Here is a 13,340-nt window from a genome sequence, read left to right as displayed (position 1 = left end):
GTCCAGAACGCCGAGACCCACACCCACGGCGTCGACGCCCCCGGCGTACCCGTCGTGCACGCCGCCGACTACCTCGACCACCGCGCCGCCCTGCTCGCCGCCGAGCACGTCACCGTCGTGGGCCTCGGACAGTCCGGCGCCGAGATCTTCCTCGACCTGCTCCGCAACAGGACCGCCGGACACGAGAAACTCCACTGGCTGGGCCGCACGGAGGCCTTCGCCCCCATGGAGTACTCCAAGCTCGGCCTGGAGCACTTCACCCCCGACCACACCCGCTACTTCCACGCCCTGCCCGAATCAACCCGCGACCGGCTCGTCGAGAGCCAGTGGCAGCTGCACAAGGGCATCGACGCCGCCACCATCGCCGCCGTCCACGACGAGCTCTACCGCCGCACCCTGCACGGCGGCTGGCCCGACGCCGTGCTCACCCCCGGCGTCCGCGTCCGCACCGCCGGCCGCGTCGCGACGACCAAAATCGAACTGCACCTGGAGCACACGCTCCAGGACAGCCGCTCCCGCCTCACCACCGACGCCGTCGTCCTCGCCACCGGCTACCACGAGCGCCCCCTCGACCGGATCCTCGCCGGCCTCGACCCCTACATGCGCCGCGACAACCGGGAGCGCCCCCGCATCGACGAGGACCACCGGCTCGTCCTCGACCCGTCCGTCACCGGCACGGTGTACGTCCAGAACGCCGAGACCCACACCCACGGCGTCGGCGCCCCCGACCTCGGCCTCGCCGCCTGGCGCAGCGCGATCATCCTCAACTCCCTGACGGGCAGCGAGGCCTACGCACTCCCGGGCCGCACCGCCTTCACCACCTTCGGCCTCACCCAGCGCCGGCACGTCCCGCCGCCCCGCGAGGCACCGGCGCTGACCCCGCTGGTCGACGACCGAAGGTGATGAAGCGCCCGGCTAGAAGACGGGCGTGCCGTTACGGGTGAGCTTCCAGTCGACCCCCGCGAACGCGGCCGGGTCGATCGACCCCTTCGCCTTCACCCAGGCGATCATGGTGTTGCGGATCTCGTCCGAGTTCGACCACACCATCTGGGCCGCGGCGACATGCGGGAAGTTGCCGCCGCCGTTGGCCCGGTAGTTGTTCACCGCGAACACGAACTTCGCGTCGTCGGCGAGCGGCTGCCCCTCGAACGTCACGCCCGTCACCCGCGACCCGGCCGGCTTCGCGATGTCGATCTCGTACGACAGACCGCTCACCACGTCGTAGTTGTAGTCCGGCGTGCCGTTCGCGTTCGTCAGCTTCGCCGGATCCACCGCCGCGTCCGGCGCCGTCTGCACGAAGTAGTTCGCCGAGAACTCCAGGTACGCCTTCATCTGCGCACCCGTCATCAGACGCGCCTCCAGCGTGTTCTCGAAGACGTACAGACCCGCCACGTCCCGGATCGTCACCTCGCCAGCCGGGATCCGGGCACTGCGCGAGAAGCACGCCGCCTGCGACAGCACCGGCAGCGCGGCGTGCTCCGTGCCCGCCAGCGCCTGCTTCACCGTGTCCGCCTGGATGTGGTTGATCAGGTCGATGATCGGCACGTCCTTGTACGGCGCCTCGGCCGACGTCATCTCCGCCGCGTTCGTGCCGATGACCTGGTTGACGTATGCCACGACCTTCTCGTGCTCGTCCGCCAGCAGCTGCGTGATCTTCGGGTCCTCCTCCACGGTGTTGGAGTTGAGGACCTTCGCGCCGACCTTCTCGACCTTCCAGCAGCCCTTCTCGAAGACCAGCTCGAAGTCGAACAGCGTCAGCCGCTGGCCCCACTTCAGCGGCTCCGACAGCACGACCCGCTTGCCGGTCTTCTTGTTGGTGACGAAGTACTCGGGGATCTCCGTGTGCGCGTGCCCGACCAGGATCGCGTCGATCCCCGGCACCTGCTCCGCCACCAGGGCCGCCGCGTTCTCGATGTACGGCAGCTGGTCACCGTAGGACGACGTGCCCGACGAACCGCTGTGCGCCGACACGATGACCACGTCCGCGCCCATCGACCGCAGCTTCGGCACCCACTTCGCCGCCTGCTCCTCCAGACCCGGGAACGTCATCTTGCCCTGCACGTTCGCCTTGTCCCAGATCGCGATGCCCGGGTTGGTCAGCCCCAGCACCGCCACCTTCACATCCCGCCCGTGCGGCGTACGCAGGCGGTGCATGCTGTACGGCGCGAACGCCGGCCGCAGCGTCTTCGCGTCCAGCGCGTTCGCCCCCAGCAGCGGGAAGTCGCACTGCTGCTCGAACTTGCGCAGCACCGGGATGCCGTAGTTGAACTCGTGGTTGCCGAGCGCCGCGGCGTCGTAGCCCATGGCGTTCATCGCCTGTGCCATCGGGTGCACCGGGCCGCCCTTGGCGGTGATCGGGTCGACCTTGGCGTAGTAGTACGACAGCTGCGTGCCCTGGATGGTGTCGCCCGCGTCGATCAGCAGCGTGTTGCGGCGGCCCTTCTCCGCACGGACCCGGTTCACCAACGTCGAGACCTTCGCCAGGCCGACGTCGTTGTGGTCCTTGTCGTCGAACTCCTTGTCCGTGAAGTAGTCCCAGTTGAAGACGTTGCCGTGCAGGTCCGTCGTCCCCAGCACGGTGAACGCGTACCGCTTGGCACCCGGCTTCGCCTCGGCCGCCTGCGCACCCGGCGCTCCGACCGCACCGGCCAGCGCCACCCCCGCCCCGGTCACGGCGGACTTCTCCAGGAACTTCCGGCGGTTCAACGGCATGTCTGGCTCCCCTTGCGGAATCTGTGAACGACGCGCGTAGATAACGCGCGTAGATTCTGACCCGTCCATGACCGGCCGCAACAGACCCGACAGGTTGCGATCTGATGACTCGGCCCCCGAACTCCCGGCCGCCAACCAGCCCAGACATGACAGAGTGGGGCGTATGACCGCGGCCACTCCAGACGCCTCCCAGCCCGCCGTCCCCTACGGCACACCCGAGGCCCCCCGCATCGCCGTCCGCGGCGAAGCCCGCCTCGAAGTCGACCCCGAGATCGCCCGCATCGGCATCACCGTCGCCGCCCGCGGCCGCGACCGCCGCTCCGCCCTCGACGACCTCACCCGCCGCAACGCCGGCATCCTCGACCTCGTCAAGTCCTACGGCGACGCCGTCGAACGCCTGGAGACCGGCGCCTTCTCCATCACCCCCGAACTCACCAAACACGGCCGGGGCGAACGCGTCCGCACCTACCACGGCAGCGTCCGCGTCACCGCCGAACTCACCGACTTCACCGCCCTGGGCGAACTCACCACCCGCCTCGCCGACCTCGAACTCACCCGCGTAGACGGCCCCTGGTGGTCCCTGCGCCCCGACTCACCCGCCCACCGCGAGGCCAGGAAGAAGGCCGTACAGGAAGCCGTGCAACGCGCCCGCGAGTATGCCGAAGCACTCGGCACCACGCTTTCCGCCCTGGTCGAACTCGCCGACATCGGCGCCGAGAGCGCCCCGCCGGCCTACCCCCAGGCCCCCGGCCGCATGCGCTCCGCGGCCTTCGCCGGCGCCGCCGAGGACGCCCCGGCCCCCCTCGACCTCGAACCCCAGCGCCAGCGCGTCCACGCCCAGATCAACGCCCGCTTCACGATGGTGCCGCCGCAGCTGTAGCCACACGGCATTCTTTCGAAAATCGGACCGAATTCCTTGAGGTGCTCATCGGAGCACCTCGCCGCACACTTCAACACTTGTCAATAACGCTTCACGCAAAGTCTGTTGAGTGGTCACCCCCGACCAATTCACTACCAGTCGGTAACTCATAGGCTCGATTCATGCGCCGAGCCAAAATCGTCTGCACCCTGGGACCCGCCACCGACTCGTACGACCAGATCAAACACCTGGTCGACGCCGGAATGGACGTAGCCCGCTTCAACCTCAGCCACGGCGGCCACGCCGAACACGAGGAGCGCTACCACCGGGTCCGCAAAGCCGCCGACGAGACCGGCCGCAGCGTCGGCCTCCTCGCCGACCTTCAAGGCCCGAAAATCAGGCTCGGCCACTTCACCGAAGGACCCGTACTCCTCGAACGCGGCGACACCTTCACCATCACCGTCGAGGAAGGCGTCGAAGGCGACGGCCGCATCTGCGGCACCACCTACGCCGGCCTCGCCACCGACGTCACCCCCGGCGAACGCATCCTCATCGACGACGGCAAGGTCTGCCTCCAAGTCACCGCGGTCGACGGCCCACGCGTCCACACCACGGTCCTCGAAGGCGGAGTGATCTCCGACCACAAAGGCCTCAACCTCCCCGGCGTCGCCGTCTCCGTGCCCGCCCTCTCCAAGAAGGACGAGGACGACCTCCGCTGGGCCCTGCGCACCGGATTCGACGTCATCGCCCTTTCCTTCGTCCGCTCCGGCCGCGACATCCACGACGTCCACCGCATCATGGACGAGGAAGGCCGCCGCCTCCCCGTCATCGCCAAAATCGAAAAACCCCAGGCCGTCGACACCGTCGACGACATCGTCGCCGCATTCGACGGCATCATGGTCGCCCGCGGAGACCTCGGCGTCGAAATGCCACTGGAACACGTCCCGATCGTCCAGAAGCGCGCCATCAAACTCGCCAAGCGCAATGCCAAACCGGTCATCGTCGCCACCCAGATGCTCGACTCGATGATCGACAACGCCCGCCCCACCCGGGCCGAGGCCTCCGACGTCGCCAACGCGGTCATCGACGGCACCGACGCGGTGATGCTGTCCGGAGAGACCAGCGTCGGCAAGCACCCGATCGACACGGTCCGCACGATGGCCCGCATCGTAGAAGCGGCGGAGGAGGACATCCTGGCGAAGGGCCTCCCGCCGCTGACCGAACGCAACAAACCACGCACCCAGGGCGGCGCGGTCGCCCGCGCGGCGGCGGAGATCGGCGACTTCCTCGGCGCGAAGTTCCTCGTCGCCTTCACCCAGTCGGGCGACACCGCCCGCCGCCTCTCCCGCTACCGCTCCCCGATCCCCCTCCTCGCCTTCACCCCCGACCAGGCGACCCGCTCACAACTCAGCCTGACCTGGGGCGTCGAGACGTTCCTCGGCCCGTGCGTCGACTCCACGGACGCGATGGTCGACCAGGTCGACGAGCTGCTGCTGCGCTACGGCCGCTGCCGCCCGGGCGACACGGTCGTCATCACGGCGGGCTCCCCACCCGGCGTCTCCGGCTCGACGAACATGGTCCGGGTCCACCGCATCGCGGAGTAGGCACATCAGTACTTGGGGCCGACGTGGGCGTCCATGAGAGCGACGGAGGCTTTGCGGGCGACGGAGATGTTGAACGGGTCGCCGTTGCGGGTGCAGAGCGTCCACTCGACGCCGAGCGTGTCCAGGGTGTCGGTGTAGAGCCGCCGGATGTCCTCGGAGACGTTGGTGAAGAAGTACCGCGGATACTCGTACCGCTTCCGCTCACCGGCGACCGTGCGGGTCGTCCAGTTGGTGATCCGGCACCCGTCGGAGTGGATGAGCCCGCGGATGAATTCCCAGGGGTGAGCGTCGACGATGACCTGTTGCCAGGGTTCGAGGACGATGCGCCGCTCGTGTTTCTTGCCGGGGCCGTGCTGGGGGAACAGGCAGTGCAGGTGTTTCGAATAGACCTTCACGTTGCTGCAGCCGGTCTTGCGGACACGGCAGGTCGAGTTCGCAGGAAAGACCGCCCGCATGGCCGCTTCACAGGCGTCCATGAGCCCCGGCCATGAGTCCGTGCAGGTGATCATGAGGTTGGGAACGCGGTGCTCGGAGTAGTGGCTGATGTGTCCGTCGCCGAGGTACAGACCCAGCAGATAGGAATAGGCGGGCTCATCCAGATCCCGCCCGTCGCACCGGGGGCACTTCGGATCGTGGCGGCCGGGGCACTCGCCTCGTTTCGCCCGGTCCAAGTGTTTCCAGTAGCCGATCGTCCCCAGCGGCACGTTGAGGCTGCGTGCCACATCCGCGTTTCTCGCGCCGCCGCGCAGCAGGGTGATGGCCTTCTGTCGCACGTCAGTGCCATGGAAGTTCATGCGATCACTGTGGGTCACTAGGAGTGACCTTGGGCAGCGAAAAGCGGAGAACCACGCGAACGTGATCCTCCGCTTACTCAGTGCCGGGTGCGGGACTCGAACCCGCACGTCCTCTCGGACAGATGTGTTTGAGACATCAGCGTCTGCCTGTTCCGCCAACCCGGCGACAGCACTGATCGGAGTGTACCCGGTGACCGGTACCGGCTTCAGCTAGGTACGCTCTTGGGAGCAGACCGGCCCTGCCCCGTAACGAGGAGCCCACGTGAGTGCCCCCGAGTCGCCCCAGCCTGTTGACGTGCCTGATGAGGACAAGTCGCACGTGCCTCCGATGACGACGCGGGTCGTCATCGCCGAGGACGAGGCGCTGATCCGGCTCGATCTCAAAGAGATGCTGGAGGAGGAGGGGTACAGCGTCGTCGGTGAGGCCGGGGACGGTGAGCAGGCGGTGGAGCTGGCTCGTGAGCACCGGCCCGACCTGGTGATCCTGGATGTGAAGATGCCGAAGCTCGACGGCATCTCCGCCGCCGAGAAGATCGCCGAGGAGAGCATCGCGCCGGTGCTGATGCTGACCGCGTTCTCGCAGCGGGACCTGGTCGAGCGTGCCAGGGACGCGGGTGCGATGGCGTATCTCGTGAAGCCGTTCAGCAAGACGGATGTCGTGCCGGCGATCGAGATGGCCGTGTCGCGGTTCACGGAGCTGAAGGAGCTGGAGAAGGAGGTCGCCGACCTCACGCTCCGGCTGGAGACGCGCAAGCTGGTGGACCGGGCGAAGTCGATTCTGCAGACGGAGTACGGGCTGTCGGAGCCGGCCGCTTTCCGGTGGATCCAGAAGACGTCGATGGATCGCCGGATGTCGATGCAGCAGGTCGCGGAGGCGGTCATTCAGGACGCCGACGAGAAGAAGGCCAACAAGGGCTGAGTCACCGACGCGAGAGGCCCGCTCCCCTTTCGAAGTGAAAGGGGAGCGGGCCTCTTCGTGTGGGGGTCGGGTCGTCAGTCCTCGCCCAGGTAGGCCTTGCGCACGGACTCGTCGTGCAGCAGGTCCTGCCCGGTTCCGGAGAGGACGATGTTGCCGACCTCCATGACGTGGCCCTGGTCGGCGAGGGAGAGCGCGGCCTGGGCGTTCTGCTCGACGAGGAGGATCGTCGTGCCCTGGGACTTGAGCTCCGAGATGGTCGCCATGATCTTCTGCATCATGATCGGGGAGAGGCCCATGGAGGGCTCGTCGAGCATGAGCAGCTTGGGCTGGGACATGAGGGCGCGGCCCATGGCGAGCATCTGCTGTTCGCCGCCCGAGAGGGTTCCGGCGGCCTGCTTGCGGCGTTCCCCGAGGATGGGGAAGAGGTCGTAGGCGCGCTGGATGTCCTTCTCGATGCCGTCCTTGTCCTTGCGGAGGAAGGCTCCGAGCTGGAGGTTCTCGGCGATGGTGAGGCGGGGGAAGATGTGCCGGCCTTCGGGGCTGTGGGCGAGGCCGAGGGCGACGATCTTGTGGGCGGCGACGCCGCTGAGCGGCTTGCCGTCGAAGAGTATCTTCCCGGAGGTGGGCTTCAGCAGGCCCGACAGGGTGCGCAGGGTCGTGGTCTTGCCGGCGCCGTTGGTGCCGATGAGGGTGACGACCTGGCCGGCGTCGACGCTGAAGGAGATGCCTTTGACGGCTTCGATCTTGCCGTAGGAGACCCGGAGGTCTTCGACCTCGAGGAGTGCGGTCACTGGGCTTCTCCCTTGGTGCTGCTGGTGCTGCTGGTGGTGCTGGTCGCGTCGGCGGCGGCTTCGGCGGCCTCGACCTCGGCGGCTTCGGCCTCGCCGGGGTCGCCCTCGAAGGGTTCGCCCAGGTAGGCGGCGACGACGCGCTCGTCGGCCTGGACGACTTCGGCGGTTCCCTCGACGAGCTTCTCGCCCTGGACGAGGACGGCGACGCGGTCGGAGAGGTTGAAGACGAAGCGCATGTCGTGCTCGATGAGGAGGACGGCGATGCCCTTGTCGCGGATGGCGAAGACGAGTTCCTCGGTGGCGCGCGTCTCCTGGGGGTTCATGCCGGCGGTGGGCTCGTCGAGGAGCAGCAGGCCGGGCTCGGAGGCCATGGCGCGGGCGATCTCGAGCTTGCGCTGTTCGCCGTAGGGGAGGTTGCGGGCGAGGTGGTCGCGCTTGTGGGCGAGGCCGATGAACTCGAGGAGTTCCATGGCGCGTTCCTCGCTGTCGCGTTCGGCCTTCTTGAAGCCGGGGCCGCGCAGGAGGGCGGACCAGAGGCCTTCCTTGGTACGGGTGTGGCGGCCGACGAGGACGTTCTCCAGGACCGTCATGTTGGCGAACAGACGGATGTTCTGGAAGGTGCGGGCGATGCCGGCCTGGGTGACCAGGTGGGGCTTCGGGGGGAGGACGGTGCCCTTGTAGGAGACGGTGCCCTCGGTGGGGACGTACAGGCCGGTCAGGCAGTTGAAGAAGGTGGTCTTGCCGGCGCCGTTGGGGCCGATGAGGCCGACGATCTCGCCGGCGTTGACCGTGAAGTCGACGGAGCGTACGGCGGTGAGGCCGCCGAAGCGCATCGTGACGTCGCGTGCTTCGAGTACAGGTGTCGTCATGTTTCTTACGCCCCCGCCTTGGTGACGGCCGGTTCGTCGGTCAGCGTGGTCTGTTTCGGTACGTCGAGTTGGCCGGTCTCGTGGAACTCGAGCTGGCGCCGGCGGTTGGCGATGATGCCTTCGGGGCGGAAGCGCATCAGGAGGATGAGCGCGATGCCGAAGGCGAGGAGGGACTTCTCCTGGAGGAAGACGAGCTTCTCGGGGAGGAGGTAGAGCAGGGCGGCGCCGAGGAGGGGTCCGGCGACGGTGCCCATGCCGCCGAGGACGACCGCGGCCAGGAGGAACGCGGAGTTGGGCGGGGTGGAGCCGGCGAACTGGTACGGCGTGGGGACGACGCTGTAGGTGACGTGGGCGCTGACGGTGCCGGCGAGGCCGGCGAGGGAGGCGCCGAGGGCGAAGGCGACGAGCTTGACGCGGAAGCCGTTGATGCCCATGGCGGTGGCGGCGGTCTCGTCCTCGCGGATGGCGATCCAGGAGCGGCCGATGCGGGAGTCTGCCGCACGCGTGTAGACCAGGACCACGATGGCCATGATGAGGACCATCAGCAGGTAGTAGTTGGCGAAGCGGCCGAGGGTGAATCCGCCGATGTCGTGGGCCTGGCCGAAGTTGAAGCCGAAGAAGTTCAGGTCGGGGATGTTGGCGATGCCGTTCGGGCCGTTGGTGACGTCGGGTCCGGAGTCGCCGTCCATGTTGTTCACGGCGATGCGGAAGATCTCTCCGAAGCCGAGGGTGACGATGGCGAGGTAGTCGCCGCGCAGTCGCAGGGTGGGGGCGCCGATGAGGACGCCGAAGACGAGCGATGCGGCGGCGCCGGCCAGGGCGGAGGCCCAGAAGGGCAGGTGGACGCCGGAGATGGTGGAGAACTCGGAGCCGGAGACGAGGGCGGCGGTGTAGGCGCCGACGCCGAGGAAGGCGACGTATCCGAGGTCGAGGAGTCCGGCGAGGCCGACGACGATGTTGAGGCCGAGGGCGACGGTCCCGAAGATCAGGATGTTGACGCCGATGTTGGCGTAGTGGTCGTCGGTCTGGGTGAAGGGGAAGGCGATGGCCGCGGCGAAGCCCATGGCGAGGGTGAAGCTGCGGTTGGCGGCGACGAGGGCCGAGAAGCGGTCCATGAGGCCGGCGGTGTGCAGGGCCCACATCGCGAAGGTGACGACGAACAGGTAGCCGATGAAGAGTTCGCCGTACTCGGTGTCGATGCCGTAGGTGAAGACGCCGAGGCCGATGATGGTGACCACGGTGATGACGGCCCGCTGGATCCAGGGCGCGATGGCCTGGGCGGCGGGGATGCGGTCGGGCTTGGCGATGTAGGCCTTGATGGCTTCCTTGGTGCCGTCGGTGCCGGTGCGCTCCTGGGGGAGGGCGAAGGCGCCGAGGACGGGCAGCAGGGAGGCGATGGCCGCGATCCAGCCACCGGGTTCGAGGTTGACGACGCCGCCGAGCGTGGCGCTGATGGCGATGACGGTGAACCAGGTGACGGTGAAGCCGCCGAGTGCGGTGAGCACCAGGGGTGCGTTGTTGCGGGCGGGCAGGAGCCAGCCGAGGCCGCGGATGCCGTAGGAGGCGAGCGCGAACAGGGCGGTGAGGACGCCGGCGGTGAAGGTCAGCCACTGCAGGCCACCGGGGTAGCCGTTGAAGGTGAGGTCGCCGGGGAACTCGGCGGTCCAGGTCCAGGCGAGGAACGCGGAGGCAGCGGTGGCGATGCCGCCGGCGAGCAGCAGGGCGCGGGCGGCCGCCGCGGGCAGGGGGATGAGTCCACGCGGTGCGGGCGGCGGGGTGGGGACGGCGTCCGGCACGGGCGTCTTGGTCGTCTCGGTCATGTGATCACGCCCTGTCCGCGACGCGCTCGCCGAGCAGGCCCTGTGGCCTGAAGAGGAGCACGAGGATGAGGAGGCAGAAGGCCCACACGTTGGCCCAGCTCTGGCCGCCGAGCTGGCTCATGCCCGGGATCTCGTCGATGTAGGCGGAGGCGAGGGTTTCGGCGATGCCGAGGACGACGCCGCCGAGCATGGCGCCGTAGATGTTGCCGATGCCGCCGAGGACGGCCGCCGTGAAGGCCTTGAGGCCCATGAGGAAGCCCATGCGGTAGTCGACGTTGCCGTACTTGAGTCCGTAGGCGACGGCCGCGACGGCGGCGAAGAAGCCGCCGATGGCGAAGGCGATGACGATGATGCGGTTGGTGTCGATGCCCATCAGCTGCGCGGTGTCGGGGTCCTGCGCGGTGGCCTGCATGGCGCGGCCGGTGCGGCTGCGGCGCACGAAGAAGGCGAGGGCGGCCATGCAGATGACGGCGGCGAGGATGAGGAAGATGTCGGCGTCCTTGATGGTGACGGAGCCGATGTCGTGGGTGGCGTCGAGGCCGGGGAAGGCGCGGGCGCGGTCGGCGCCAGGGTAGAAGTTGCGCACGACCTCCTGGAGGGCCAGGGAGAGGCCGATGGCCGTGATGAGCGGTGCCAGGCGTGGTGCTCCGCGCAGTGGTCGGTAGGCGAACCGTTCCGCTCCGACGGCGATGAGGATGGCCACGATGGCGCCGCCGAGGAGCATGAGGGGTACGGCGAGGGCCATCGAGGTGCCGTCGGGCAGGATGTAGAAGTAGACCGTGAGGGCGCCGAAGGCCCCGGTCATGAAGATCTCGCCGTGCGCGAAGTTGATGAGCTGGACGATGCCGTACACCATCGTGTAGCCGATGGCGATCAGCCCGTACATCGAGCCGAGAAGCAGCCCGTTGGCCAGCTGCTGCGGCAGGGTGTTCACCGCATGGCCTCCATGTCGCTGGTGGTCGTGTGCACTGGATGTGTGCGTGGTCGCGTGCTGTGTGGGGGTGTGGAAACGGGCCGCGCGGTCGGGGTCCCCTTCCGCGCGGCCCGTGATGTGGCGTTGTGGCGGGCCGGACTACTTCAGGTCGGCGGTGCCGGTCTCCACGTCCTTCCAGGCACCCTTCTCGACCTGGTAGACCGTCAGCTGCTTGTTGGTGGTGTCGCCGTACTCGTCGAAGGAGATCTTGCCGGTGAGGCCTTCGAAGTCGGACTTCTGGACACCGTCGACGACCTTGGAGCGCAGGTCGTTGATGTCGGTGGGCACCTTGCCGCCGTTGGCGTCGGCCGCGGCCTTGACGGCCTTGATGATGGCGGTGGTGGCGTCGTAGGCGTAGGCGCCGTACGCGCCGTAGTCGCCCTTGTAACCCTTGTCCTTGTACGTCTGGATGAACGTCTTGGCCGCGGGCAGGGTGTCGGCGGGGACACCGATGGCGGTGGCGAGGTCGCCCTCGGAGGACTTGCCGGCGGCCTCGATGTAGGTGGAGGCGAACATGCCGTCGCCGCCGAACAGCGGGATCTTGACGCCGGCGTCCTTGAGCTGCTTGGTGATCAGCGCGGACTCGTCGTACTGGCCGCCGTAGTAGAGCAGGTCGGCGCCGGAGTTCTTGATCTTCGTGACGAGGGAGCCGAAGTCCTTGTCGCCGGTGTTGACGTGGTCGGTGCCGACGACCTTGCCGCCGAGCTTCTTGTACTGCTCGTTGAAGATCTTCGCGAGGCCGGCGCCGTAGGTCTGCTTGTCGTCGACGACGAAGGCCTTCTTCTTCTTGAGGCCGTTGTACGCGTAGCCGGCGGCGAAGCTGCCCTGCAGCTCGTCGGTGGTGGCGGTGCGGAAGTAGGTCTTGAACGGGCGCTTCTTGTCCGTCTGCCAGTTCTTGCCCTGGGTCAGCTCGGGCGCCGTGTTCGCGGGGGAGATCTGCACCATGTTCGCCGAGGCGAAGACCTGCTGCATCGTCTGGGCGACGCCGGAGTTCAGCGGGCCGACGGCGCCGACGACCGTTTTGTCGCCGGTCAGGGCAGTGGCGTTGGACTGGCCGGTGGCGGGCTGCGCCTTGTCGTCCAGGGCCTTGAGCTTGAACTTCACGCCCGGGACCCAGTTGTTCTTGTTGGCGTCGTCGATGGCGATCTGGGCGCCGTACTGGATGCCGAGGCCGGTGGTGGAGTTCTCACCGGAGAGGGGGGCGTCCACGCCGATGGTGAACGTGGTGTCGCTCCCGCTGTCTCCGCCCTTGTCACCGCTGTCGTCTCGGGAGCCGCAGGCGGTGAGAGTCAGAGCTCCGGTCGTGAGAACGGAGGTAAGAATCACCAAGGAACGCTGTCGCACAATCAGTCCTTTCACAGGCAGGCCCCGCCCTGGTCGGGGGGTGAGTGCCGCGCTGGTACCGAACTCCCGATGGAGCGGTGACTGGCCGTGACTCTAAGCCCGGGGTAAGGGCATGGTCAGCGGCGTGGGCTCGCTTGTGACTTTCTTGTTATGACGGGGTGGATGCCTGGTCTCGGCCGATGACCCTCTCGGCGGGTTTGGTGGACTTTCGCCGAGGTCCGCATTCTGAGAACCCGCACTTCCGGTTGGCCATGGCTGAGATCGTGCGGTAGTAGGGCCGCACGCGGCCCGGAAGAGATCGGAAAGGTCTCGGGCGTAGGCGCGGCCGAAGATGAAACTGAGGCGGTGTATTGCGCGCACGTTACGGAGCGTTACGCCGAGGAAAGGCTGATCGACTTCCGGGGGGAGCGCCGAGCAATCGGAAACGGTGATTTCCACGGTGATGCCGCGGGGTGTGCCGACGGGCACGGTGGCGGCCGGGGCGGGGACGGCGCGGGCGGTGAGCCCCGGGTAGGACGTGCCGACGACCCGGAGGGTGACGTCGGGACCGCGCTCGACGGTGATGGCGAACCGGAACCGGCCTGTTTTTCCTGGTGAGTTGCTGGGGCCGGCGCGACCGAGGTAGTGCCAGGCGGTGACGGTCGGGGGCCAGGGG

11 protein-coding genes and 1 tRNA gene are annotated in these 13,340 nt (G+C 68.0%); 4 read left to right on the top strand and 8 right to left on the bottom strand.

The features are described from left to right. On the top strand, positions 1 to 903 hold a 903-nt coding region (locus K4G64_RS34185; RefSeq protein ID WP_221759794.1), incomplete at its 5' end, for a SidA/IucD/PvdA family monooxygenase. 12 nt (positions 904 to 915) lie between these two features. Here the strand turns inward: K4G64_RS34185 and K4G64_RS34180 are convergent. Beyond that, positions 916 to 2,712, bottom strand: a complete 1,797-nt coding sequence (locus K4G64_RS34180; RefSeq protein ID WP_221759793.1) for a bifunctional UDP-sugar hydrolase/5'-nucleotidase — start codon at positions 2,710 to 2,712, stop codon at positions 916 to 918. Positions 2,713 to 2,875: 163 nt separating this feature from the next. Between K4G64_RS34180 and K4G64_RS34175 the strand changes: the two genes are divergently transcribed. Next, a complete protein-coding gene (locus K4G64_RS34175; RefSeq protein WP_221759792.1) occupies positions 2,876 to 3,592 on the top strand; it encodes an SIMPL domain-containing protein in 717 nt (238 codons plus the stop codon). A gap of 161 nt (positions 3,593 to 3,753) precedes the next feature. Beyond that, positions 3,754 to 5,175, top strand: a complete 1,422-nt coding sequence (gene pyk, locus K4G64_RS34170) for a pyruvate kinase (RefSeq protein WP_221759791.1) — start codon at positions 3,754 to 3,756, stop codon at positions 5,173 to 5,175. 5 nt (positions 5,176 to 5,180) lie between these two features. On the opposite strand, the gene K4G64_RS34165 is transcribed toward pyk, so the two are convergent. Then, positions 5,181 to 5,969 (bottom strand): helix-turn-helix domain-containing protein, encoded by a 789-nt coding sequence (locus tag K4G64_RS34165; RefSeq protein WP_221759790.1) that lies wholly within the window; start codon positions 5,967 to 5,969, stop codon positions 5,181 to 5,183. 81 nt (positions 5,970 to 6,050) lie between these two features. Continuing rightward, positions 6,051 to 6,134 (bottom strand) — tRNA-Leu (locus tag K4G64_RS34160). A 97-nt stretch (positions 6,135 to 6,231) separates the two neighbouring features. On the opposite strand from K4G64_RS34160, the gene K4G64_RS34155 reads away from it, so the two are divergent. After that, positions 6,232 to 6,888 carry an ANTAR domain-containing response regulator gene (locus K4G64_RS34155; protein ID WP_221759789.1) on the top strand — a complete coding sequence of 219 codons (657 nt, stop codon included), beginning with the start codon at positions 6,232 to 6,234 and terminating at the stop codon, positions 6,886 to 6,888. 74 nt (positions 6,889 to 6,962) lie between these two features. Here K4G64_RS34155 and K4G64_RS34150 read toward each other — a convergent pair whose 3' ends face one another. The 5 genes from K4G64_RS34150 to K4G64_RS34130 all read right to left on the bottom strand — a co-directional run bounded on the left by K4G64_RS34150 (position 6,963) and on the right by K4G64_RS34130 (position 12,670). Then, positions 6,963 to 7,679, bottom strand: coding sequence for an ABC transporter ATP-binding protein (locus K4G64_RS34150; RefSeq protein WP_221759788.1), 717 nt, complete (start codon positions 7,677 to 7,679; stop codon positions 6,963 to 6,965). Next, positions 7,676 to 8,548 carry an ABC transporter ATP-binding protein gene (locus tag K4G64_RS34145; protein ID WP_221759787.1) on the bottom strand — a complete coding sequence of 291 codons (873 nt, stop codon included), beginning with the start codon at positions 8,546 to 8,548 and terminating at the stop codon, positions 7,676 to 7,678. The genes K4G64_RS34150 and K4G64_RS34145 overlap by 4 nt, the downstream gene beginning before the upstream one ends. Before the next feature lie 5 nt (positions 8,549 to 8,553). Beyond that, positions 8,554 to 10,368 carry a branched-chain amino acid ABC transporter permease gene (locus K4G64_RS34140; protein ID WP_221759786.1) on the bottom strand — a complete coding sequence of 605 codons (1,815 nt, stop codon included), beginning with the start codon at positions 10,366 to 10,368 and terminating at the stop codon, positions 8,554 to 8,556. 4 nt (positions 10,369 to 10,372) lie between these two features. Continuing rightward, positions 10,373 to 11,302, bottom strand: a complete 930-nt coding sequence (locus tag K4G64_RS34135; RefSeq protein ID WP_221759785.1) for a branched-chain amino acid ABC transporter permease — start codon at positions 11,300 to 11,302, stop codon at positions 10,373 to 10,375. 138 nt (positions 11,303 to 11,440) lie between these two features. Beyond that, on the bottom strand, positions 11,441 to 12,670 hold the full coding sequence (locus tag K4G64_RS34130; RefSeq protein WP_221759795.1) for a branched-chain amino acid ABC transporter substrate-binding protein: 1,230 nt from the start codon (positions 12,668 to 12,670) through the stop codon (positions 11,441 to 11,443). Positions 12,671 to 13,340: the final 670 nt, after the last annotated feature.

The sequence above is a fragment of the Streptomyces sp. WAC04114 genome (assembly GCF_019733245.1).
In the GTDB taxonomy this organism is placed as follows: Bacteria; Actinomycetota; Actinomycetes; order Streptomycetales; family Streptomycetaceae; genus Streptomyces; species Streptomyces massasporeus_A.
This window is presented reverse-complemented; position numbering and strand designations above follow the sequence as displayed.

Excerpts from the sequence above, each read along its gene's own strand:
- K4G64_RS34145 (WP_221759787.1), bottom strand. The coding sequence starts at position 8,548 with ATGACGACACCTGTACTCGAAGCACGCGACGTCACGATGCGCTTCGGC.
- K4G64_RS34165 (WP_221759790.1), bottom strand. The coding sequence starts at position 5,969 with ATGAACTTCCATGGCACTGACGTGCGACAGAAGGCCATCACCCTGCTG.
- K4G64_RS34175 (WP_221759792.1), top strand. The coding sequence starts at position 2,876 with ATGACCGCGGCCACTCCAGACGCCTCCCAGCCCGCCGTCCCCTACGGC.
- pyk (WP_221759791.1), top strand. The coding sequence starts at position 3,754 with ATGCGCCGAGCCAAAATCGTCTGCACCCTGGGACCCGCCACCGACTCG.
- K4G64_RS34140 (WP_221759786.1), bottom strand. The coding sequence starts at position 10,368 with ATGACCGAGACGACCAAGACGCCCGTGCCGGACGCCGTCCCCACCCCG.
- K4G64_RS34180 (WP_221759793.1), bottom strand. The coding sequence starts at position 2,712 with ATGCCGTTGAACCGCCGGAAGTTCCTGGAGAAGTCCGCCGTGACCGGG.